At 73.6% G+C, this 21,756-nt stretch carries 22 protein-coding genes; 15 read left to right on the top strand and 7 right to left on the bottom strand.

The annotated features are described in order from the left end of the window. Nucleotides 1-24: 24 nt before the first annotated feature. The 5 genes from H297_RS43660 to H297_RS0108665 are packed head-to-tail and all read right to left on the bottom strand — an operon-like array spanning nt 25 to nt 4,845. On the bottom strand, nt 25-600 hold the full coding sequence (locus H297_RS43660) for a hypothetical protein (protein WP_051351674.1): 576 nt from the start codon (nt 598-600) through the stop codon (nt 25-27). Further along, nucleotides 597-1,361 carry a class I SAM-dependent methyltransferase gene (locus H297_RS35360; protein ID WP_051351673.1) on the bottom strand — a complete coding sequence of 255 codons (765 nt, stop codon included), beginning with the start codon at nt 1,359-1,361 and terminating at the stop codon, nt 597-599. The genes H297_RS43660 and H297_RS35360 overlap by 4 nt, the downstream gene beginning before the upstream one ends. 21 nt (nt 1,362-1,382) lie before the next feature. Next, entirely contained in the window at nt 1,383-2,123 is a 741-nt protein-coding gene (locus H297_RS0108675; protein ID WP_027736712.1) for a succinate dehydrogenase/fumarate reductase iron-sulfur subunit, read from the bottom strand. Continuing rightward, nucleotides 2,120-4,084 (bottom strand): fumarate reductase/succinate dehydrogenase flavoprotein subunit, encoded by a 1,965-nt coding sequence (locus tag H297_RS0108670; protein ID WP_027736711.1) that lies wholly within the window; start codon nt 4,082-4,084, stop codon nt 2,120-2,122. Before H297_RS0108670 ends, H297_RS0108675 begins: the two co-directional genes overlap by 4 nt. Beyond that, nucleotides 4,084-4,845, bottom strand: coding sequence for a succinate dehydrogenase (locus H297_RS0108665; RefSeq protein ID WP_027736710.1), 762 nt, complete (start codon nt 4,843-4,845; stop codon nt 4,084-4,086). Before H297_RS0108665 ends, H297_RS0108670 begins: the two co-directional genes overlap by 1 nt. Before the next feature lie 96 nt (nt 4,846-4,941). Between H297_RS0108665 and H297_RS0108660 the strand changes: the two genes are divergently transcribed. Both H297_RS0108660 and H297_RS0108655 read left to right on the top strand, forming a co-directional pair. Continuing rightward, nucleotides 4,942-5,835: a LysR substrate-binding domain-containing protein gene (locus tag H297_RS0108660; RefSeq protein ID WP_027736709.1), complete on the top strand. Its 894-nt coding sequence runs from the start codon at nt 4,942-4,944 to the stop codon at nt 5,833-5,835. 73 nt (nt 5,836-5,908) lie between these two features. Continuing rightward, nucleotides 5,909-6,718 (top strand): SAM-dependent methyltransferase, encoded by an 810-nt coding sequence (locus tag H297_RS0108655; protein ID WP_027736708.1) that lies wholly within the window; start codon nt 5,909-5,911, stop codon nt 6,716-6,718. An 11-nt stretch (nt 6,719-6,729) separates the two neighbouring features. On the opposite strand, the gene H297_RS0108650 is transcribed toward H297_RS0108655, so the two are convergent. Both H297_RS0108650 and H297_RS0108645 read right to left on the bottom strand, forming a co-directional pair. Then, nucleotides 6,730-7,956, bottom strand: coding sequence for a serine hydrolase domain-containing protein (locus H297_RS0108650; RefSeq protein WP_027736707.1), 1,227 nt, complete (start codon nt 7,954-7,956; stop codon nt 6,730-6,732). 104 nt (nt 7,957-8,060) lie between these two features. Then, nucleotides 8,061-8,693 (bottom strand): TIGR03085 family metal-binding protein, encoded by a 633-nt coding sequence (locus tag H297_RS0108645; RefSeq protein ID WP_027736706.1) that lies wholly within the window; start codon nt 8,691-8,693, stop codon nt 8,061-8,063. Nucleotides 8,694-8,807: 114 nt separating this feature from the next. On the opposite strand from H297_RS0108645, the gene hisI reads away from it, so the two are divergent. From hisI to H297_RS0108585, 13 genes are all read left to right on the top strand, one after another. Beyond that, the gene (gene hisI, locus H297_RS0108640) at nt 8,808-9,164 is read left to right on the top strand and encodes a phosphoribosyl-AMP cyclohydrolase (protein WP_027736705.1); all 357 of its coding nucleotides are present in this window, start codon (nt 8,808-8,810) and stop codon (nt 9,162-9,164) included. An 11-nt stretch (nt 9,165-9,175) separates the two neighbouring features. Beyond that, nucleotides 9,176-10,693 (top strand): anthranilate synthase component I, encoded by a 1,518-nt coding sequence (locus H297_RS0108635; protein WP_027736704.1) that lies wholly within the window; start codon nt 9,176-9,178, stop codon nt 10,691-10,693. Further along, nucleotides 10,690-11,337: a TIGR02234 family membrane protein gene (locus H297_RS35355; protein WP_037793368.1), complete on the top strand. Its 648-nt coding sequence runs from the start codon at nt 10,690-10,692 to the stop codon at nt 11,335-11,337. The genes H297_RS0108635 and H297_RS35355 overlap by 4 nt, the downstream gene beginning before the upstream one ends. A gap of 124 nt (nt 11,338-11,461) precedes the next feature. Next, nucleotides 11,462-11,755 (top strand): HGxxPAAW family protein, encoded by a 294-nt coding sequence (locus H297_RS43655; RefSeq protein WP_051351672.1) that lies wholly within the window; start codon nt 11,462-11,464, stop codon nt 11,753-11,755. Nucleotides 11,756-11,802: 47 nt separating this feature from the next. Further along, nucleotides 11,803-12,198: a DUF2752 domain-containing protein gene (locus tag H297_RS43650; RefSeq protein WP_027736703.1), complete on the top strand. Its 396-nt coding sequence runs from the start codon at nt 11,803-11,805 to the stop codon at nt 12,196-12,198. Between the two features lie 211 nt (nt 12,199-12,409). Then, a complete protein-coding gene (gene trpC, locus H297_RS0108615; RefSeq protein ID WP_027736702.1) occupies nt 12,410-13,219 on the top strand; it encodes an indole-3-glycerol phosphate synthase TrpC in 810 nt (269 codons plus the stop codon). Between the two features lie 4 nt (nt 13,220-13,223). Next, the gene (gene trpM / locus H297_RS44100; protein WP_433105546.1) at nt 13,224-13,376 is read left to right on the top strand and encodes a tryptophan biosynthesis modulator TrpM; all 153 of its coding nucleotides are present in this window, start codon (nt 13,224-13,226) and stop codon (nt 13,374-13,376) included. 276 nt (nt 13,377-13,652) lie between these two features. Next, on the top strand, nt 13,653-14,906 hold the full coding sequence (gene trpB, locus H297_RS0108610; RefSeq protein WP_027736701.1) for a tryptophan synthase subunit beta: 1,254 nt from the start codon (nt 13,653-13,655) through the stop codon (nt 14,904-14,906). A 98-nt stretch (nt 14,907-15,004) separates the two neighbouring features. Next, a complete protein-coding gene (trpA, locus tag H297_RS0108605; RefSeq protein ID WP_027736700.1) occupies nt 15,005-15,799 on the top strand; it encodes a tryptophan synthase subunit alpha in 795 nt (264 codons plus the stop codon). 70 nt (nt 15,800-15,869) lie between these two features. After that, nucleotides 15,870-16,595, top strand: a complete 726-nt coding sequence (locus H297_RS0108600) for a thioredoxin domain-containing protein (RefSeq protein WP_027736699.1) — start codon at nt 15,870-15,872, stop codon at nt 16,593-16,595. A gap of 96 nt (nt 16,596-16,691) precedes the next feature. Beyond that, on the top strand, nt 16,692-17,849 hold the full coding sequence (gene lgt / locus H297_RS35345; RefSeq protein WP_078513856.1) for a prolipoprotein diacylglyceryl transferase: 1,158 nt from the start codon (nt 16,692-16,694) through the stop codon (nt 17,847-17,849). Nucleotides 17,850-17,939: 90 nt separating this feature from the next. After that, nucleotides 17,940-21,047 carry a Na+/H+ antiporter subunit A gene (locus tag H297_RS35340; protein ID WP_078513855.1) on the top strand — a complete coding sequence of 1,036 codons (3,108 nt, stop codon included), beginning with the start codon at nt 17,940-17,942 and terminating at the stop codon, nt 21,045-21,047. Then, nucleotides 21,044-21,676: a Na(+)/H(+) antiporter subunit C gene (locus tag H297_RS0108585; protein ID WP_027736698.1), complete on the top strand. Its 633-nt coding sequence runs from the start codon at nt 21,044-21,046 to the stop codon at nt 21,674-21,676. Before H297_RS35340 ends, H297_RS0108585 begins: the two co-directional genes overlap by 4 nt. The last annotated feature ends 80 nt before the right edge of the window (nt 21,677-21,756 follow it).

Genomic DNA, 21,756 nt, shown 5'->3' with positions numbered 1-21,756 from the left:
TGCGAGCGGCCCGTGAGGCGACGTTCAGCGGGATGACGGGTCCAGGTGACCCCGCTCGGTCACGGGGCGATCGGCGCGGTGCTCCACCGGGACGTCCTGGCGGGGACGGCCAGGCAGGGCGCCGTCGGCACCGCTCCCGCGGTCCGTACCGCTCGCGCCATCCAGGAGACCGGCACCGTCCTTGCCGTCGGCCTCGTTCTCGCCGTTGGCCCCGTCGGCCCCGTTGGCCCCGTCGGCCCCGTCGGCCCCGTCGGCCCCGTCGGCCCCGTCCGTGCGGTCCGCGTCGTTCGAGTCCGCCGTACCGCTCGCGTCGTCCGCGCTGCCGGCGTCGCCCGTGCCGCGGCGTCGGCCCAGGAGGGTGGTGCCCAGCGCCACCAGGCCGACGGCCAGGGCTTTGGCGAGGCCGAAGAGGATTCCCAGGTGGTCGCCGGGCTGCCACGGGCCGAGGAAGAGGAGCAGCGCGCCGACGGAGCCGAGCGTGACGAGGACGGCGCCGCCGACCGGTCCCGTGCCCGGCCACCATGCGGTCCCCTCCAGCCCTTCGGTGGGCTCCGGCTCCCGGCCGGGCTGCTGGGGCCTGGCCTGCTCCTCGGTCGTCACAAGGTTCCCTTCTTCCCGGGGCCGGTACCGGCCCCGGGCGGCCGTTTGGTGGCGACGACCAGTCGGCAGCGCGGGGAGCCGTCTTCCCGCCTGCCCAGCGCGGGCAGTGCCCGCAGTGCGACGTCGAAACCCGCCTCGTCCAGGTCGCGGCGTACGGCGGCCAGCGGCCAGGTGCGGTAGTACATGACGAAACGCGGCCGCCACAAGGCGTTGCGGACGCGCATCGCCGCGTCGAAGCCGAGGAGCGACCAGTAGTCCGCCGTCCCCGGGCGCGGCGGGGCGGCGAGCGGGAACGCGAACGTGCCGCCGTCGCGGAGGACTTGGCGCACCTGGCCGAACAGATGCGGCCGCTGGGCGGGCAGGAAGTGGCCGAAGGCACCGAAGCTGACGGCCAGGTCGAAGGTCCTGGAGCGGAACGGCAGCGCGTGCGCCTCGCCCCGCACCCAGTGCGGGCCCGGCTCGGTCGCCCACCGGAACCGGGCCTCCGCGAGCATGCCCGCGCTGAAGTCGACGCCCGCGGTGCGCCCGCCGCACACCTGGCGGAGCACCCGGGTGCCGGCGCCGGTGCCGCAGCACAGGTCCAGCCCGTCGCCGAACGGTCCCTCGGCGGCGAGAACTTCGGCCGTGGCGTCCAGGACCGCTGCGGGGGTGCGGTAGGACGTGTGGTCGAACTTGGGCGCCAGCAGGTCGTAGCCGTGCTGGACCGAGGAGAGGGCCTGGCGGGCCAGTTCGGCAAGGGTGGGGTGCGAGGGATCACTCATCGTGCCCCGAGTGTAGGTGCCTCACTTCTTCGCGGCGGCCCGCAGGTACTCCTTGTTCATCGCGGCGATGGAGGGCATGGGGATGCCCTTGGGACAGGCAGTGGCGCACTCGCCGGCCAGCGTGCAGCCGCCGAAGCCCTCGGCATCCATCTGCCCGACCATGCCCAGTACCCGGCTCTCCCGCTCCGGCGCGCCCTGCGGCAGCACGTTCAGATGGTTCACCTTGGCGGAGGTGAACAGCATGGCGGAGCCGTTGGGGCAGGCGGCCACGCACGCGCCGCAGCCGATGCACTCGGCGTGCGCGAAGGCCGCGTCGGCGGCGGGTTTGGGCACCGCTGTGGCGTGTGCCTCGGGGGCTGATCCGGTGGGCGCCGTGATGTAGCCGCCCGCGCCGACGACCCGGTCGAAGGCGGAGCGGTCGACGACGAGGTCCCTGACGACGGGGAACGCGGCGGCCCGCCAGGGTTCGATGTCGACGGTGTCGCCGTCCGAGAAGTGCCGCATGTGCAGTTGGCAGGTGGTGGTGCGCTCCGGTCCGTGTGCCCGGCCGTCGATGACCATGCCGCAGGCGCCGCAGATGCCCTCGCGGCAGTCGTGGTCGAAGGCGACCGGCTCCTCGCCGCGTTCGGTCAGGGTCTCGTTGAGCGTGTCGAGCATCTCCAGGAACGACATGTCGGGGGAGATGTCCTCCACCTCGTAGGTGACCATCTTGCCGGGCGCCTCGGCGCCGGGCTGCCGCCAGATCCGCAGGGTCAGGTTCACGTGTAGCTCCGCTGGGTGGGGTGGACGTAGGCGAAGTGGAGGGGCTCCGGGTGCAGTACGGGGGATCGGCCGACGCCGGTGAACTCCCAGGCGGCGACGTAACCGAACTCCTCGTCCTTGCGGGCGGCCTCGCCGTCCGGGGTGCGGGACTCCTCGCGGAAGTGGCCGCCGCAGGACTCGGTGCGGTGCAGCGCGTCCAGGCACATGAGTTCGGCCAGCTCCAGGTGGTCGGCGATCCGGTTGGCCTTCTCCAGCGACTGGTTGAGGGCCTCGCCCGACCCGGGCACCCTGACCCGCTGCCAGAACTCGGCGCGCAGTTCGGGGATGCGCTCCAGCGCCTTGCGCAGCCCTTCCTCGGTGCGGGACATGCCGCAGTGGTCCCACAGCAGGGCGCCCAGTTCGCGGTGGAAGGATTCGGGGGTGCGGTCGCCGTTGTTGGACAGCAGCGCGTAGAGCCGGTCGGTGACCGTGCGGGTCGCCTCGTGGACGGCCGGGTGGTGCTCGCCGATGTCCTCGCGGTCGTCGTGCGGGTGGCGGGCGAGGTAGTCGCCCAGCGTGGCCGGGAGGACGAAGTAGCCGTCGGCCAGGCCCTGCATCAGCGCGGAGGCGCCGAGCCGGTTGGCGCCGTGGTCGGAGAAGTTGGCCTCCCCGACGGCGAACAGCCCGGGGACCGTCGTCATCAGGTCGTAGTCGACCCACAGCCCGCCCATCGTGTAGTGGATGGCCGGGTAGATGCGCATGGGCCGCGTCCAGGGGTCCTCCGCGGTGATCCGCGCGTACATCTCGAAGAGGTTGCCGTACCTCTCCTCGACGGCTGCCCGGCCCAGCCGGGCGAGGGCGTCCGCGAAGTCGAGGTAGACCCCCTGCCCGCCCGGTCCTACGCCGCGCCCCTCGTCGCAGACGTTCTTCGCGGCGCGGGAGGCGATGTCGCGGGGCACCAGGTTGCCGAAGGAGGGGTAGAGCCGCTCCAGGTAGTAGTCCCGCTCGTCCTCGGGGATGTCCTGCGGGGCACGTGCGTCGCCGGGCACCTTCGGCACCCAGATGCGGCCGTCGTTGCGGAGCGACTCGCTCATCAGCGTCAGCTTCGACTGGTGGTCCCCGGAGCGCGGGATGCAGGTGGGGTGGATCTGGGTGAAGCAGGGGTTGGCGAAGTAGGCGCCCCTGCGGTGGGCCCGCCAGATCGCTGTCGCGTTGGAGTTCTTGGCGTTGGTGGACAGGTGGAAGACGTTGCCGTAGCCGCCGGTCGCCAGCACCACGGCGTCCGCGACGTAGGTGTCGATGCGGCCGGTGAGCAGGTCGCGGGCGACGATGCCGCGGGCCCGCCCGTCGACGACCAGCAGGTCCAGCATCTCGGTGCGCGGGTGCATCTCCACCGTGCCGGCGGCGATCTGCCGGGAGAGCGCCTGGTAGGCGCCGAGCAGCAGTTGCTGTCCGGTCTGGCCGCGGGCGTAGAAGGTGCGGGAGACCTGCACGCCTCCGAAGGAGCGGGTGTCCAGCAGCCCGCCGTACTCGCGGGCGAACGGCACCCCCTGGGCGACGCACTGGTCGATGATCGCGGTGGAGATCTCCGCGAGCCGGTGCACGTTCGACTCGCGGGAGCGGAAGTCGCCGCCCTTGACCGTGTCGTAGAAGAGGCGGTGCACGGAGTCGCCGTCGTTGCGGTAGTTCTTCGCCGCGTTGATGCCGCCCTGCGCAGCGACCGAGTGCGCCCGGCGCGGGGAGTCCTGGTAGCAGAACTGCACCACGTGGTAGCCGGCCTCGGCCAGCGTGGCCCCCGCCGAGCCGCCCGCCAGCCCCGTGCCGACGACGATGACGGTGTGCCTGCGCCGGTTGGCCGGGTTGACCAGCTTCGCCTCGAAGCGGCGCCGCGTCCACCGCTGTTCGACCGGCCCGTCCGGTGCCTTGGTGTCGGCGATCGCCTCGCCGGTGCGGTACCGCGTGTACGCGTGGGGAGAGCTCATCAGTGCACCAGTCCCGTCATGACGCCGAGGGGTACGGAGAGGAAGCCGGCGGTGAGGGCCACGGCGAGCACGGTGGAGCCGCCCTTGCACAGCTTCGCGAGCCCGGGTCGGGTCACCCCCAGGGTCTGCGCCGCGCTCCAGAAGCCGTGCCGCACGTGCAGCCCGACGGCGAGCATGGCGACGCAGTAGATGACGTCGGTGTACCAGGTGCGGAACCCGGCGACGATGTTCTCGTAGGGGTGCCCCGCCTGGCCGCGCGGGTTCACGGTGCCGGTCGTCAGATCCAGCAGGTGCCAGACGAGGAACAGCGCCAAAATGATCCCGCCCCAGCGCATGGTGCGGGTCGCGTAGCTGGTCCGGTGGCGCCGGTGCCGGTAGCCGACGGAGCGGGCCGCGAGGTCGCGCCGGCTGAGCTGGTAGGCGCTGACGCCGTGCGCCACGACGGCGGCCACCAGGACCGCCCGCACGATCCACAGGAACCACTCGTGGTGCAGGGCGGGCTCGCCGATGGTGCGCAGCCAGTGGGCGTAGCCGTTCATGTCCGTGGGCCCGAAGAAGACCTTCAGGTTAGCGAGCATGTGGACGACCAGATAGCCGAGCATGAGCAGCCCGCTGACCGCCATGACCGCCTTCTTGCCGATCGTCGAGCCCCACAGGGTCCGCAGGGTGCCCCGCCGTGGCCCGCCCGGCGGTGCTCCGGAGGCCCGCGACGCGGGGGCCTGCGGGGTGGGGGAGGGGGGAGTGCGCGTTGCCGTCGCCATGGCCCTGAAGGTAAGGACGGTCCCGGGCATCAGTCCAAGACATGGTTCGGCTCCACTCGATAGGCAGCGGCTATGCCGATTCCGTAGGCTGTCCGTATGCAGCTCCAGCAGCTCCGCTACTTCGTTGCCGTCGCCGACACCCGCCACTTCACCCGCGCCGCCCAGCGCGAGCACGTCGCCCAGCCCTCCCTCTCCCAGCAGATCCGCTCCCTGGAGCGGGAGCTGGGGGCCGAGCTCTTCCACCGGGCGCGCGGCCACATCTCCCTCACCGACGCGGGGCAGGCCCTGCTGCCGCTCGCCCGCAGGGTGCTGGCCGACACCGAGACGGCCCGCCGCGAGGTGCAGGAGGTCGCCCGGCTGCGGCGCGGCCGGGTCCGTCTCGGGGCCACTCCCAGCCTGTGCGCGAGCATCGTCCCCGACGTGCTGCGGGTCTTCCACGACCGGTATCCGGGGGTGGAGCTGGTCGTCCACGAGGACGGTTCACAGGACCTGGTGCGGGTGCTGGCCGAGGGCGAGCTCGACCTCGCACTGATCATCACCCCGCTCGCCGGGCAGGGCCCGGTCCTGCGCACCGCCGAGCTGCTGCGCGAGGAACTGGTCGTGGTCTCGCCGCCGGACGAGCCGGCGCCGGTGCGCCGCGCGCGCATCCGGGTCGAGGATCTGCGCGAGAGGCCGATGGCGATGTTCCGGCGCGGCTACGACCTGCGGGAGCTGACGGTCGCCGCCTGCCGTGACGCCGGATTCGAGCCCGTCTTCGGCGTGGAGGGTGGCGAGATGGACGCCGTCCTCGGCTTCGTGCGGGCCGGGCTGGGGCTGGCCGTGGTGCCCCGCATGGTCGCGGACCGCTCGGGGCTGCGGGTCACCCGCTTCGCGCCGCCGGGGCTGCAGCGCACCATCTCCCTGGCTCACCGGGGCGACGTCTCGCCGACCCGTGCGGCCCGCGAACTCCAGGGCATCCTCGCCGAACGGCTGGCGACATCGGCGCGTTGAGGACATAGGTTGGCGTCGTACGACGGGGACACGGGTTGCCGGGGACGGCACGGACGACGGCGGGAGCAGAACCATGGCGGAGGAGGCCGGCAAGGCGGAGCGGGCGGACCGGATCGACACGACGGTGCCGCACTCGGCGCGGATCTGGGACTACTGGACCGGCGGCAAGGACTGCTACGAGGTCGACCGCGAGGCGGGCGAGCGGATCCGCGCCGTCTTCCCCGACATCGTCACGCTCGCCCGCGTGGGCCGGCACTTCATCGGGCGCTCGGTGCGCTACCTGGTCGAGGAGGCGGGCATCCGCCAGTTCCTCGACATCGGTACGGGGCTGCCGACCGTGGACAACACCCACGAGGTCGCCCAGCGGGTCGCCCCCGAGGCCCGCATCGTCTACGTCGACAACGACCCGCTGGTCCTCGCCCACGCCCACGCCCTCCTCACCAGCAGCCCCGAGGGCGCCACCGACTACATCGAGGCCGATGTCACGGACCCGGAGACGATCCTGCGCGAGGCCTCCCGTACCCTCGACCTCGACCGGCCGGTCGCCGTGATGCTGATGGGCATCCTGGCGCACGTGGCCGACTACGAGGAGGCCCGCTCGATCGTGCGGCGGCTGATGGCGGCGCTGCCCTCCGGCAGTTACCTCGCCGTCCGCGACGGCACCGACACCGACCCGCGCTACGTGAAGGGCCTGCGCGGCTACAACCGCAGCGGTGCCGTTCCGTACCACCCGCGCAGCCCCGAGCAGGTGGCCGGCTTCCTGGACGGCCTGGAGGTGGTGGAGCCCGGCGTCGTCTCCTGCCCGCTGTGGCGGCCCGAGGCAGCGGGGATGGCTCCCCCCGAGCCCTCCCCCCTCTACGGCGGGCTCGGACGGAAGCCGTAGCACCGGCGCGGTCAGCCGCGCGTTCCCGCTCCCGTCGCCGCCGCGACGAGCCGGCTGCTCATCGGCGACGGGTCGGCGCCCAGCTCGACCGGGCTGAACGTCCATACCAACTGCCGTTGCCGGTCGCGGGTGGCGAACATGCCCGTGGCGTAGCCGTACTGTTCACCGGTCTTGCCCCAGAAGGTGATCCCGTTCACCGTGGCGGTCTGCAGGCCGGCGCCGTAGCGGGCCGGGCTGCCGTCGAGCATCCGCACGTGCGGCAGCGTGCACATCCGCCGCAGCTGCCGCTCGGGCAGCAGTGCGCCACCGAACAGCGCGGTCAGGAAGCGGTACAGGTCGCCGGTGCTGGTCACGATTTCGCCGTCCGCCCAGGAGCTGGACATGTCGAACTCGGTGACGTCCCTTCGTGAGCCGTCGCTCATCAGCAGGCAGCCGTGCACGTGCGGACCGTGGATGTGCCGGTCGTCGCCGTGCGCGGAGGGGAACGAGGTGTGCCCCAGCCGCAGCGGGCGCAGCACACGGTCGCGGATCACGAGACCGTACGGCCGCCCGGTGATCCGCTCGATCACCAGCGCCGCCAGCACGTAGTTGACCCCCCGGTACTCCTGGGCGGTGCCCGGCGCGAACTTCAGCGGGCCGCCGGTGACCGTGGCCACGATCTGCCGCGGGCTCCACCGGTCGAACCGGTGGCGTACGACGGCCTCCGGGGTGGTCGGCTCCGGCATCCCGACGTGGTCGGGCAGTCCGCTGGTGTGGGTGAGCAGGTGCGCCATGGTGAGGGCACCGAACCGTTCGGGCAGCAGGCCGGGCAGGTGGCGGCGGACCGGATCGGTGAGCTGCAGCCGCCCCTCGTCGACGAGTTGCAGCAGCACCGTCGCCACGAATGCCTTGGTCACGCTGCCGGCGCGGACCTTGTCGTTCGGCCCGACGGGCCGCCCGGTGGCCGGGTCCGCCACCCCCGAGGTGCCGTACCACCCTCCGGCGGGCCCGCCGACCCGCACCTGCGCACCGCTCGCCCGCGGGTGTGCCAGGTCGTCGACGGCCGACCGCAGTGCCGCGCCGTCGGGCGGCGGCAGCGTCGCGTCCCGGCCGGTGGCAGGCGCGGTACCGGCGGCGCGCGCCGCCGGAACCGGGCCGACGGCGGCCGCCGCGGCGCTCACGGTGGCCGAGGTGAGCAGACCGCGGCGGGAGAGCCGGCGACGAGGAGGGCGCCCCGGGGCGCCGGACACAAAAGCCATACCGGCACTCTCGCGGGCCGCGTCCCTCGGGCCCATCCGGGACCACCCCGAACCGTCCCCGGCATCGCTGCGGCCGGGCCTCGGGGTGGGGCCGGGGGTCTCCCCTACATGCCCAGCTTCGCCTGGCGCAGCCGGTCGATGGCCTCCTGCTCGCCGTCCAGCTCGACATCGGCGTGCTCCTGGCGCCCGAAGGCGAACAGCAACAGTTCCGAGGGGGCGCCGACGGCGGTGACGACGGGGGTACCGCGGTGGGCGACGGCCGTCTGCCCGTCGGGGCGCCGCAGCACGAGGCCCACGGGGGACTTGCGGCCGTACATCCGGGCCCCGGTCTCCAGCCGGCGCCACAGCGCGTCCTCGAAGACGGCGTCGAGCTCGCGCGGGGTCCAGTCGGGCCCGGCGCGGCGGACGTCCTCGGCGTGCACGAAGAACTCCACCGTGTTGGCCGCCTCGTCCACCTGCTTGAGGGCGAACGGGGAGATCCGCGGCGGCCCGGTCCGGATCAGCTGGATCAGTTCCTCGTACGGCTTGGCGGCGAACTCGGCCTGGACGCGTTCGAGTCGGGCCGCGAGCGGCTTGATCAGCAGGCCGCCCGCCGCGTCGGTGCGGCGCTCCCGTACGACGACGTGCGCCGCCAGGTCCCGGGTCCGCCAGCCCTCGCACAGGGTGGGGGCCTCGGGGCCGTGCGTCTCCAACAGGTCCGCGAGGAGCAGGCGTTCTCGCTTGGCATGGGTCGACATGTCCGCCAGGGTACGGCCGAGCAGCGGTGCGTGGGCGGTTGTGAGCGGGGTGTGTTCGCCGGGTGCCGCACGGTGTCCGGTGCCGCCGCGCGGAGCGTACGGGACAATGGAGGCATGTCCCAGGAGACGTCGCTCGACCCCGCCATCGCCGCCCGCCTCAAGCGCACCGCGGACGGACTCGTGCCCGCCATCGCCCAGCAGTACGACACCGGTGAGGTGCTGATGCTCGGATGGATGGACGACGAGGCGCTGCACCGCACGCTGACGACCGGCCGCGCCACCTACTGGAGCCGCAGCCGGCAGGAGTACTGGGTCAAGGGAGACACCTCCGGACACGTCCAGCGGGTCAGGTCCGTGGCCCTGGACTGCGACGCGGACACCGTGCTGGTGCGGGTCGACCAGACCGGCGCCGCTTGCCACACCGGGGCCCGAACCTGCTTCGACGCGGACGTACTGCTGCCCGCCCAGTAGGGTGAGGGCCCATGACGGCGCCCGACCTCGAAACGTTCCGCAGGCTCGCCGAGGACCGCCGGGTCATTCCCGTGACCCGGCGCGTGCTGGCCGACGGTGACACTCCCATCGCCCTGTACCGCAAACTGGCCGCGGAGCGCCCCGGCACCTTCCTGCTGGAGTCCGCGGAGAACGGCCGCACCTGGTCCCGCTACTCCTTCGTCGGGGTCCGCAGCGACGCCACCCTCACCGTGCGGGACGGGCAGGCGCACTGGCAGGGCAACCCGCCGGTCGGCGTGCCCGCCGACGGCGACCCGCTCGCCGCGCTGCGGGCCACAGTGGAGGCCCTGCACACCCCGCGCGACCTGCACGAGAGCGGGGACCTGCCGCCCTTCACCGGCGGCATGGTCGGCTACCTCGGATACGACATCGTGCAGCGGCTGGAGAAGGTCGGCCGCCACCCCGGCACCGTCGACGATCTCGGGTTGCCGGAGCTGACGATGCTCCTCACCTCCGACCTCGCGGTCCTCGACCACCGCGACGGCACGGTGCTCCTGATCGCCAACGCGATCAACCACAACGACCTCGACACCGGCGTCGACGAGGCGCACGCCGACGCCGTGCGCCGGCTGGACGCGATGGCCGCCGACCTCGCCCGCCCCGCACCGGTCGCCCCCGTCTCCCTCCCGCCGTCCGAACTCCCCGACACCGACGCCAGGTCGGGCGGCGCCACCTACCAGGGCTGGGTGGCGGACATCAAGGAGCGCATCCGCGGCGGCGAGGCCTTCCAGGTGGTGCCCTCCCAGCGGTTCGAGACCCGCTGCACCGCGAGCGCGCTGGACGTCTACCGGGTGCTGCGGGCCACCAACCCGAGCCCGTACATGTACCTGCTGCGCTTCGAGGGCTTCGACATCGTCGGCTCCAGCCCCGAGGCGCTGGTCAAGGTCGAGGACGGCCGCGCCATGATGCACCCCATCGCGGGCACCCGGCCCCGCGGCGCCACCCCGGGCGAGGACACGGCGCTGGCCGACGAGCTGCTCGCCGACCCCAAGGAGCGGGCCGAGCACCTGATGCTGGTGGACCTGGGCCGCAACGACCTCGGGCGGGTGTGCGAGCCGGGCAGCGTCGAGGTCGTCGACTTCATGTCGATCGAGCGCTACAGCCACGTCATGCACATCGTCTCGACCGTCACCGGGCAACTCGCCGCGGACCGCACCGCGTTCGACGCGCTCACCGCCTGCTTCCCGGCCGGGACGCTGTCCGGGGCCCCCAAGCCGCGCGCACTGCAGATCATCGAGGAGCTGGAGCCCACCAGGCGCGGGGTCTACGGCGGCTGCGTCGGCTACCTCGACTTCGCGGGCGACTCCGACACCGCCATCGCCATCCGCACCGCCCTGCTGCGCGACGGCACCGCCTACGTCCAGGCGGGCGCCGGCGTCGTCGCCGACTCCGATCCGACGGCCGAGGACACCGAGTGCGCCAACAAGGCCTCCGCGGTGCTGAGGGCGGTCCGGACGGCGGAGCGGCTCGGAGGTAGCGTGGAGGGGTGACTTCTCCCTCCCCCGACCCGGACGCCGGTGCCACACGCCCGCGCGCTCCCCGCGTCGCACTCGCGGTGGCGCTGCTGGGCGGCGCGGTGGGCGCCGCGCTCGCCCTGGTCTCCGCGGGCCAGACCTGGAGCCGGTCCAGCGCCGCGTTCGCGCAGGGCACGGTGCCCGTCAGCGCCGAGGGCGGCGACGTCACGGGCCTGCCCAGCGCGCTGGCGCTGGTGGGCCTGGCCGCGCTCGTCGCCGTCTTCGCCGTACGCCGCCTCGGGCGCTACCTCGTCGCCGGGCTGCTCACCGTCTGCGGCGCCGCCGTCGTGGCCGCCGCCGTGCTGGGCGCCGACGACACCGGGGCGCTGACCGAGCAGGCGGCCCGGACGAGCGGACTGACGGACAGCGCGATCGGTGCCGTCGAGGTCACCGCCTGGCCCTACGTGTCGGCCGCGGGCGGTGCGCTGCTGCTGATCGCCGGGCTGCTGGCCCTGCGCTACGGGAAGGCCTGGCCCTCGATGTCCGGCAGCGCCCGCTACGAGCGTGTTCCGCTGCGCCGGCGCGCCACCCGCCCGCAGCGGGTCGACCCCGACCGGCCGGAGGACCTGTGGAAGGCCCTGGACCGCGGCGAGGACCCCTCCACCCACGGCCTGGCCTGACCCCCGCGCCGCCGTGCGCTGCCCGGACGGGCGACCCCCGTGCCCCGCGTCCGGCGGGGAAGGGGGAGAATGGGAGCCGAACGGGCCGGGTGGCCCTCTTCATGTTGTGACACAAGGAGTATTCATGGCGCACGGCCACGGACACACCCCGGCCGCCTGGACCGGCGTGCTCATCGCCTTCGTCGGTTTCTGCGTGAGCTCGGTCTTCACGGTGACGGCACAGCCCGCCGGAGTGATCGCCGGGCTGGTCCTCCTCCTGCTGAGCGCCGTGGTGGGCGGCATCATGAGCGCGATGGGGCTCGGCCAGTCCAGGTCGAAGGGCATGACCGCCGAGCAGGCCCGCGCCCACAAGCTGGCGCACGAGGAGGCGCACGGCACCCCGCAGCACGGGGGCACCCGCGCCAAGGCGCACTCCTGAACGACCGGCAGCACGCCGGGACCGAGCGGCACCGCCCGACCGGCGCGGTGCCGCGGCTGGCCGCGCCCCTCGGCTCCCTGGCCGCGGTGGGCGCGGCCTTCGCCTACGTGGCCGCCGTCGACCCCAACCGGCCGGGCCACTACCCGGCCTGCCCCTTCCTCGCCGTCACAGGGCTGTACTGCCCGGCCTGCGGCGGGCTGCGCAGCGCCCACGCCGTCGCGCACGGCGACCTGCCGGCCGCGCTGGGCGCCAATGCGGCCGCCGTCGTGCTCTTCGCCGTCCTCGCGCTGGGGTGGCTGTACTGGACGGCCCGTGCGGTGCGGGCCCGCCCCTTCGCCCTTCCGGTGCGGCCACGGGTCTGGCACGCCTGGGCCGCGGGCCTCCTCCTGGCGGCCTTCACGATTGTCCGGAACACGCCCCTGGGCACCGCGCTCGTCCCCTGACCTGTTCTGACTCTCGGTGACGCTTTCCGATCGGAACGCTTACGGGGGCGGACGGGGCCCCGCGTTTTGTCCGCTATGTGGAATCACGGTCAACCGGATGCGGGACCTCCGTCCGCCGCCGGATACCATCGCAGTGCCCCACCTGACCACCCTCGCTCCCGCGCGAGGGCCCGGCAGCCACCCGAACCCAGCCAGCAAAGGAGGCCGCTCGGTGAGTGTGCTCGACGAGATCATCGAAGGCGTGCGTGAGGACCTCGCCGAGCGGCAGGCGCGCGTCAGCCTCGACGAACTCAAGGAGCGCGCGGCCCGGGCGCCCCAGGCCAAGGACGGGCTCGCCGCCCTCAAGGGCGACAGCGTGCGGGTGATCTGCGAGGTCAAGCGCTCCAGCCCCTCCAAGGGCGCGCTCGCCGCCATCGCCGACCCGGCCGGGCTGGCCGCCGACTACGAGGCGGGCGGCGCCGCCCTCATCTCCGTCCTCACCGAGCGCCGCCGCTTCGGCGGCTCGCTGGCCGACCTGGAGGCCGTCCGCGCCAGGGTGGACATCCCCGTGCTGCGCAAGGACTTCATCTTCTCCTCCTACCAGCTGTGGGAGGCCCGTGCGCACGGCGCCGACGTCGTCCTGCTGATCGTCGCTGCGCTCGAACAGGAGGCCCTGGTCTCGCTGATCGAGCGCGCCGAGTCCATCGGGCTCACCCCGCTGGTCGAGGTGCACGACGAGGAGGAGACCGAGCGGGCGCTGGCGGCCGGGGCCAAGATCGTCGGCGTGAACGCGCGGAACCTCAAGACGCTGGAGGTCGACCGGGGCAACTTCACCCGCATCGCCCCGGAGATCCCCGACCACGTCGTCAAGGTCGCCGAGTCCGGCGTGCGCGGCCCGCACGACCTGATCGCCTACGCCAACGAGGGGGCCGATGCCGTCCTGGTGGGCGAGTCACTGGTGACGGGCAAGGACCCGCAGACCGCCGTCTCCGACCTTGTCGCCGCCGGCGCCCACCCCGCCCTCCGCCACGGGAGGGCCTGAGCTCGTGTCCGTCGCCGTCTCGCTGTGTTCCCTCGCGCTGGCGCGCGGGTGCCGTCCGCGCGGGTGCCGGGCGCCCGCACGGCGCGTGCGGGGGCGTTCGGTGCGGTACCACATCGGCTGCGAGCCCGGTGTGATCCGTGGCCGGCGATGGCGCTGAGCCCCTCCCGACCTCACCCTTCCCGACAACGGGGGCTCCGCCCCCGGCCCTCGAACGCCGGAGGAACCTCCTGGCCGCAAGGCGCGGGCGGCTGTTGCCCGCCCGCACCGGGCCCGGTCCAGGCCGCCTGGCGTCCCGCGGACGAGCGAGGCCGCCTCGGCGGCCTGGGGCGAAGCCTCCAGGAAACGGGAAGCGTCCGCCGGACGCAGTCCGCGGCAGGGACGGGAGCGGCATCCCAGCGTCAGCCCGTACGCACATCCACACGAGAGGGTCGGCATGCCATCCGACTACTTCATCCCTGACCCGGAGGGTCTCAGCCCGAACGGCACCGGCTACTTCGGCGCCTTCGGCGGCAAGTTCATCCCCGAGGCCCTCGTCGCGGCCGTCGACGAGGTGGCCGCCGAGTACGAGAAGGCGAAGGCGGACCCGGCCTTCGCCGCCGAGCTCGACGAACTGCTCGTCGACTACACGGGCCGCCCCAGCGCGCTCACCGAGGTCAAGCGCTTCGCCGAACACGCGGGCGGCGCCCGGGTGTTCCTCAAGCGTGAGGACCTCAACCACACCGGCTCCCACAAGATCAACAACGTGCTGGGGCAGGCCCTGCTGACCAAGCGCATGGGCAAGCCCCGCGTCATCGCCGAGACGGGTGCGGGCCAGCACGGCGTGGCCACCGCCACCGCGTGCGCCCTCTTCGGGCTCGAATGCACCATCTACATGGGCGAGATCGACACCGAGCGGCAGGCGTTGAACGTCGCCCGGATGCGGATGCTCGGCGCCGAGGTCGTGCCGGTCACCTCGGGCAGCCGCACGCTCAAGGACGCCATCAACGAGGCGTTCCGCGACTGGGTCGCCAACGTGGACCGCACCCATTACCTGTTCGGCACCGTCGCGGGCCCGCACCCTTTTCCGCAGATCGTCCGCGACTTCCACCGCGTCATCGGCGTCGAGGCGCGCCGCCAGATCGTGGAGCGCACCGGGCGGCTGCCGGACGCCGTGGCGGCCTGCGTGGGCGGCGGCTCCAACGCGATCGGCCTCTTCCACGCGTTCCTCGCGGACACCGACGTGCGGATCGTCGGCTTCGAGGCGGCAGGACACGGGGTGGACTCCGGCGAGCACGCCGCCACCCTGACGGCGGGCGAGCCGGGCATCCTGCACGGTTCGCGCTCCTACGTGCTGCAGGACGACGAAGGACAGATCACCGAGCCGTACTCGATCTCGGCCGGGCTGGACTACCCGGGCATCGGCCCCGAGCACGCCTTCCTCAAGGACAGCGGGCGCGGCGAGTACCGGCCGGTCACCGACGAGCAGGCGATGCGCGCGCTGCGGCTGCTCTCGGAGACCGAGGGCATCATCCCGGCCATCGAGAGCGCCCACGCGCTCGCCGGCGCGCTCGACCTGGGCCGGGAGCTGGGCCCCGAGGGCGTCGTGCTGGTGAACCTCTCGGGCCGCGGCGACAAGGACATGGACACGGCCGCGCGCTACTTCGGCCTGTACGACGGCACGGACGGGGAACAGGGGGGCCAGGCGTGAGCGGCGGAGACGACCTGCGTGCCGAGAGCGGCGCGAGCAGCGACAGCGGCGGACACGGCGACACCGCCGGGCACGGCGTACGCGGCGGGAACCTCGCGCTGCTGCAGCAGACGCTGGCGCGGGCCAAGGCGGAGAACCGGGCCGCGCTCGTCGGCTACCTGCCGGCCGGCTTCCCGACCGTCGACGGCGGTATCGCGGCCTGCACGGCGCTGCTGGAGAGCGGCTGCGACGTGGTCGAGGTCGGGCTGCCGCACAGCGACCCGGTCATGGACGGGCCCGTCATCCAGACCGCCGACACCATCGCCCTGCGCGGTGGGGTGCGGATCGCGGACGTCATCCGCACCGTCCGCGAGGCCCACGCCGCCACCGGGAAACCGGTGCTGGTGATGACCTACTGGAACCCCGTCGACCGGTACGGCGCCGAGCGCTTCGCCGAGGAGCTTGCGGCGGCAGGGGGCGCCGGATGCATCCTGCCCGACCTGCCCGTCGAGGAGTCCGAGGGATGGCGCAAGGCCGCCGAGCGGGCCGGTCTCGCGACGGTGTTCGTGGTCGCGCCGAGCAGCCGCGAGGAGCGGCTCGCCCGGATCACCGCCGCGGGCAGCGGCTTCGTCTACGCCGCGTCCCTGATGGGCGTCACCGGCACCCGGGAGTCCGTCGGCACCGAGGCGCGCGAGCTGGTCGAGCGGGTCCGTTCGGGCACCGAGCTGCCCGTGTGCGTGGGGCTCGGCGTCTCCAACCCGGAGCAGGCCGCGGAGGTCGCCGCCTTCGCGGACGGGGTGATCGTCGGGTCGGCGTTCGTCAAGCGTCTGCTCGCCGCGGACGATCTCGACGCCGGGCTCGCCGGCGTCCGGGAGCTGGCCGCGGACCTGGCCCGGGGCGTCCACCGGACGTGACGGCCAGGACCTGGCAGCGGGCCCTTCTTTCGGGTGACAACCGGGAGGGGGGCCCTCTCGTTGGCCGGGGGTGAGCCAGAACAAGACGTCGGCCCGTGAGCGGTTGCGGGCCGAGCAGCAGCGGCACAAGGCGTCCGAGAAGCGGCGCCGCTCCCTCAAGGCCGGCGCGGCGGTACTCGGGGTGCTGGTCGTCGCCACCGGTATCGGCGCGACCGTCGCCAGCCGGAGCGGGGACGGGAAGGACAGCGAGTCGGCGAAGCCGATCACCGTCGGTGAGCACGCCGCCCCGGCGAAGCTGTCCGTGTACGAGGACTTCCGCTGTCCGGCGTGCGGCCAGTTCGAGAACACCTACCGGGGCACGATCCGGAGCCTGGAGAAGGCCGGCAAGCTCAAGGCCGAGTACCACCTGGTCACCCTCATCGACACGAACATGGGCGGCAGCGGCTCCCGGAAGGCGGCCAACGCGGCGGCCTGCGCCAAGGACGAGGGCAGGTTCACCGCCTTCCACGACACGCTCTACCGCAACCAGCCCGCCGAGCAGGACGACGCGTTCGGCAGCACCAGGCAGTTGCTGCGGCTGGCCAAGAAGGTCCGGGGGCTGGTGTCCCCGTCGTTCGAGGAGTGCGTGACCTCGGGTCGGCACGACGCCTGGGTCAAGCGCTCCAGCGACAGCTTCCGCGCCTCCGACCACCAGGGCACCCCGACGATCCTGCTGGACGGCAAGAACATCTACGCCGACCAGTCCGACCCGCTGACCCCGCAGAAGCTGAAGAAGATGGTGGAGCAGAAGGGGTGACCCCGGTGGGGCGGAGCGGTCGAACCAGGCGTTATCCAGCCGTTGTGCGGGCTGATTGCCCGGTGCGGCGCCGGGCACGGTAGCGTCGGGTGCGCCATGGAGACCCTTGCCTTTATCCCCAGTCCCTCGGCCGGCGAGATCCATCTCGGGCCGATCCCGCTGCGCGGCTACGCGCTCTGCATCATCCTCGGCGTCTTCGTCGCGGTCTGGCTCGGCGGGCGCCGGTGGGTCGCTCGGGGCGGGCGGCCCGGCACGGTGGCGGACATCGCCGTGTGGGCGGTGCCGTTCGGGCTGGTCGGCGGCCGGCTCTACCACGTCGTCACCGACTACCAGCTCTACTTCGGTGAGGGCCGCAACCCGGTGGACGCCCTCCGCATCTGGGACGGCGGCCTCGGCATCTGGGGCGCCATCGCGCTGGGCGCGCTGGGGGCGTGGATCGGCTGCCGCCGCCGCGGTATCCCGCTGCCCGCCTACGCGGACGCCGTGGCGCCCGGCATCGCGCTGGCGCAGGCGCTGGGCCGCTGGGGCAACTGGTTCAACCAGGAGCTGTTCGGGCGGCCGACCGACCTTCCGTGGGCGCTGAAGATCGACCCGGCGCACCGCCCGGTCGACACCCCGGACATGGCGACCTACCACCCGACGTTCCTGTACGAGTCGCTGTGGTGCGTCGGCGTGGCGCTGCTGGTCATCTGGGCGGACCGGCGCTTCAAGCTGGGGCACGGACGGGCGTTCGGGCTGTATGTCGCGGCGTACACGGTGGGGCGCTTCTGGACCGAGTACATGCGGGTGGACGACGCCCACCACGTGCTCGGCATGCGCCTGAACAACTGGACGGCGCTCCTGGTCTTCCTCGCCGCGGCGGTCTTCATCGCCCTCTCGGCGAAGAAGCGGCCCGGCCGGGAGGAGGCCGTCGAGCCGCACGCGGGCGAGGACGGCCCCGGCCCGGACGACGAAGCCCGGGCGGCGGACACCGACGACGGCCCCTCCACCGGGCAGCCCGACGCGTCCACCGGGACCGGCGCGAGCACGTCCACAGCGTCCGGACCCGAGGTGTCCGGGCCCGAGGCCTCCGGCCCGGGTGCCGCAGAGGCGGACGCCTCGAAGTCGGGTACCTCCGAGACGGACGCTTCGAAGTCGGGCACTTCCGAGACGGACGCCTCCGAGGCCGGTGCCTCCGAGGCGGGCGCGTCGAAGTCGGGCGCAGCCCGGGCCGACACCTCCAAGGCGGGTGCCTCCGGGGCGGACGCTTCCTAGGCCGGTACTCCGGGCGGACGCCTTCCGCGCGGCAGGCGGCAAGCAGGCTGCCTGTCCGAATTGCATGGTTATGTATGTAATTCTCTGTGCGTGCTGTGGTTGATCGTCGTCCACTTCGTCCTCGCGTGCGGCGCCGGGCCCCTGGTGCGGCGGCTCGGGCCGCGCGCGTTCTGGGCGCTCGCGGCGGCACCCGCGAGCGGCGCGGTGTGGGCCGCGGTGCACTACGGCGACGTCGCCGACGGCGGAACGCTGGAAGAGCACACCGACTGGATCCCCTCCCTGGGCATCGGCATCGCCCTGCGCTGCGACGCGCTCGCCCTGGAGATGGTGCTGGTCGCCGGGGGCATCGGCGCTTTGGTGATGGTGTACTGCGCCGGCTACTTCGCGCCCCGCGAACCCCGGCTCGGCACCTTCGCGGCCTCCCTCACCGCGTTCGCCGGCGCCATGCTCGGACTGGTCCTGGCCGACGACCTGATCGTCCTGTACGTGCTGTGGGAACTCACCACGGTCTTCTCCTTCCTGCTCATCGGCCACGACTCCGAACGCCGCACCGACCGGCGCGCCGCCCTCCAGGCTCTGCTGGTCACCACGCTGGGCGGGTTGGTGATGCTGGTCGGGTTCCTGATGCTCGGCCAGGCGGCGGGAACCTACCGGATCTCCCAGTTGCTCGCCCGCCCTCCGGACGGCGGCGCCCTGGTCTCCGGCGCGCTGGTGCTGGTGCTGGTGGGGGCGCTGTCGAAGTCCGCTGTGTGGCCGTTCAGCTTCTGGCTGCCCGGTGCGATGGCCGCCCCCACCCCCGTGTCCGCGTACCTGCACGCGGCCGCCATGGTCAAGGCCGGGGTCTACCTGATCGCCCGGCTCTCGCCCGGCTTCGCCGACGTGGCGCCCTGGCGGGTGCTGGTCCTCGCCCTCGGCGGCGTCACCATGCTGATCGGCGGGTGGCGGGCCCTGCGCGAGACCGACCTGAAGCGGCTGCTGGCCTTCGGCACCGTCAGCCAGCTCGGCTTCCTCACCCTGCTCGTCGGCGAGGGCAGCCGGAACGTGGAGCTGGCCGGTGTCTCGATGATCCTGGCGCACGCGCTGTTCAAGGCGCCGCTCTTCCTCGTCGTCGGGGCCATCGACCACCACACCGGGTCCCGCGACCTCGACCGCCTCTCCGGGCTGGGCCGGGCTTTGCCGGGGCTGTGCGCCGTCGCCGTGCTGGCCGGGCTGTCGATGGCCGCGCTGCCGCCGCTGCTCGGGTTCGCCGCGAAGGAGGCGGCGGTCTCCGCGCTGCTGGGCGGCGGCGCCGTCCGGGCCTGGACGCTGGCCGCCGTCGTCGCCGGGTCGGCACTGACCACCGCGTACACCCTCCGCTTCCTGTGGGGCGCCTTCGCCGTCAAGGGCGGCTCCCCGCCGTTGCAGCCGGTCACCGTTCCCAAGGGCACCAGGACGTCGGTGCCGCTGCTGGGCCCGCCCCTGGTGTGCGCCGTCGCCGGGCTGGTGCTGGGGCCCGCGGCGGCCTGGATCGATCCGCTGCTGGGCCGGTACGCCGACGCCCTCCCGGACGAGGGCGCCCCCTACCACCTGGCGCTGTGGCACGGGCTGGGCCCGGCGCTGGGACTCTCCGCCCTCTCCTGGGTGCTGGGGGTGGGGCTCTTCCTGGCCCGGCGCCCCCTGGCCACCCTGGGCGACCGGCTCTCCCAGGTCGACGGCGACCAGGTCTTCGCCCGCTCCCTGTGGGGGCTGGAGCGGCTCTCCCTCCAGGTCACCGGCGCTGTGCAGCGCGGCTCGCTCCCCGTCTACCTGGGTACCGTCCTCGTCGTCCTGCTCGGCTTCGAGAGTGCCGGGCTGGTGGCCGGCGGGCCGTGGATCCCGTCCGGTGAGGTGCGCTGGTTCGACTCGTTCCCGCAGCTCGTCGTCGCGGTCGGCGTCTCCTGCGTGGCCGTGCTGTGCGTGCTGGCGCGGCAGCGTCTGAAGGCGGCGGTCCTCGCCGGCGTCACCGGGTACGGCGCGGGACTGCTGTACGTGCTGCACGGTGCGCCCGATCTGGCGCTGACCCAGTTCGCCGTCGAGACCGTCTCGCTGACCGTCTTCGTGCTCGTGCTGCGCCGGCTGCCGGCCCGTTTCCCCGACGGCAGCCGCACCTGGCGGGTGCGGCGCGGCGTCCAGCTCGTCGTCTCGCTCGCCGCCGGTGCGCTGGTCGCCGGGCTCGTCGACCTCTCGCTGGCCGCCCGCAAGGAGCAGCCCGCCGGGCCCTCCCTGCTCACCGCCACCGCGCAGGAGGACGTCAAGAACGTCGTCGCCACCACCCTGGTCGACCTGCGCGCCTGGGACACCATGGGCGAGTCCGCGGTGCTCGCCGTCGCCGCGGTCGGCGTCACCAGCCTCGTCTACCTGCGCCGCCGCGCACGGGTGCCCGTCGCCCAGCCGGTGCCCGGTTCCGAGGAACCCGGGTCCCTGACCGCCCGCACCGCGCCGGTGGCCGGACCGGGTGCGCCCGCCGGTGCCCCGCTGCGCACTCCCGGCTCGGCGAGCGTCTCCCTGGACCAGGCGAGCGGGGCCGCAGCCGCCTCCGGCGCGGAACGACCCCCGGCCGGCCGCTGGGACGCCTGGAAGCAGCCGGTCAGGATCGGTACCCGCCCCTCGCGCGGCTCGCCCGTCGCGCCCCGCCGCACCTGGCTGGCGGCCAGCTCCACCCTCGCCCCCGAGGGGCGCTCGGTGATGTTCGAGGTGGTGGCCCGGCTGGTCTTCCACCCCATCCTGGTGCTCTCCCTCTACCTGCTCTTCTCCGCCGAGAACCTGCCCGGTGGCGGCTTCACCGCGGGTCTCGTCGCCGGGCTGGCGCTGGCCGTGCGGTACCTGGCGGGCGGGCGCCTGGAGCTGGCGGCCGGGGCGCCCGTGGACCCGGGCTTCCTGCTGGGACTGGGACTGCTCATCCTCACCGGCACCGGACTCGCGGGGCTGTGGCTGAGCGGCAGCGTGCTGGCGGCGGGCAAGGTCACGGGCGCCCTGTGGCTGACGGGGCACTTCCACGCGGCCAGCCCCGTGCTGTTCGACACCGGGGTCTACCTGCTCGTCCTCGGCGTCGTCCTGGACGTGCTGCGCAGCCTCGGTTCGGAGATCGACCGCCGGATGGAGCGCGAGCGCGCCCGCCGCCGACGGCGCAACGGGGGGCGCGACGCGTCCCGCGCGGCCGGACAGGAGGGCCGGTCATGACGGGCACGCTCGCCCTGGTGTGCTGCGGCGGCGTGCTGTTCGCCTCCGGTACGGCGCTGCTGCTGGCCCGCCCGCTGACCCGCATCCTGCTGGGCACCGTACTGATCGGCAACGGCGTCAACATCCTCATCCTGGCGACGTCGGGGCCCGCGGGGAGGGCGGCGCTGCTCTACCCCGGCTCCGACCCGGACCTGATGGCCGACCCGCTGCCGCAGGCGTTCATCCTCACCGCCATCGTCATCACCCTGGCTCTCACCGCGTTCCTGGTGACGATGGCCTACCGCTCCTGGCAGCACTCCGGCAACGACGACGTGCCCGACGACATCGAGGACATCCGCGTCGTACGCCGCGCCACCTACGCGGAGGAGCGCGAGCGGCTGCGCGCCGCCTACCGCAAGCGCCGTCACGAGTACCGCGCGCTCGCCCACGACGAGGAGGAGCGCCAGGCCCGCGAACACAGCGCCTACCAGCAACTGGGCACCGCCCGTGACCGCTACCGGGCGTTGCGTCGGCGCGCCCGCGCCGACGCCCGCGTCTTCCGCGCCCGTCAGGCGCGCGCCGAACAGACGCCGGAGGAGATCGGAGGGGAGGACGACCCGTGGCAGACCATTTTGGGCGCCGACCGGTGAGCGCCGGACGGCGCGCCGCGCCCGGCGGGACCGGCGTGGGGAGCGTGCGGTGAGCGGCGGCGGAGGGCCGAGCGGTGCGG

The organism is Streptomyces sp. CNT360 (assembly GCF_000424785.1).
The sequence above is the reverse complement of the archived record's forward strand: the minus strand, read 5'-3'. Positions and strand labels throughout refer to the sequence as shown.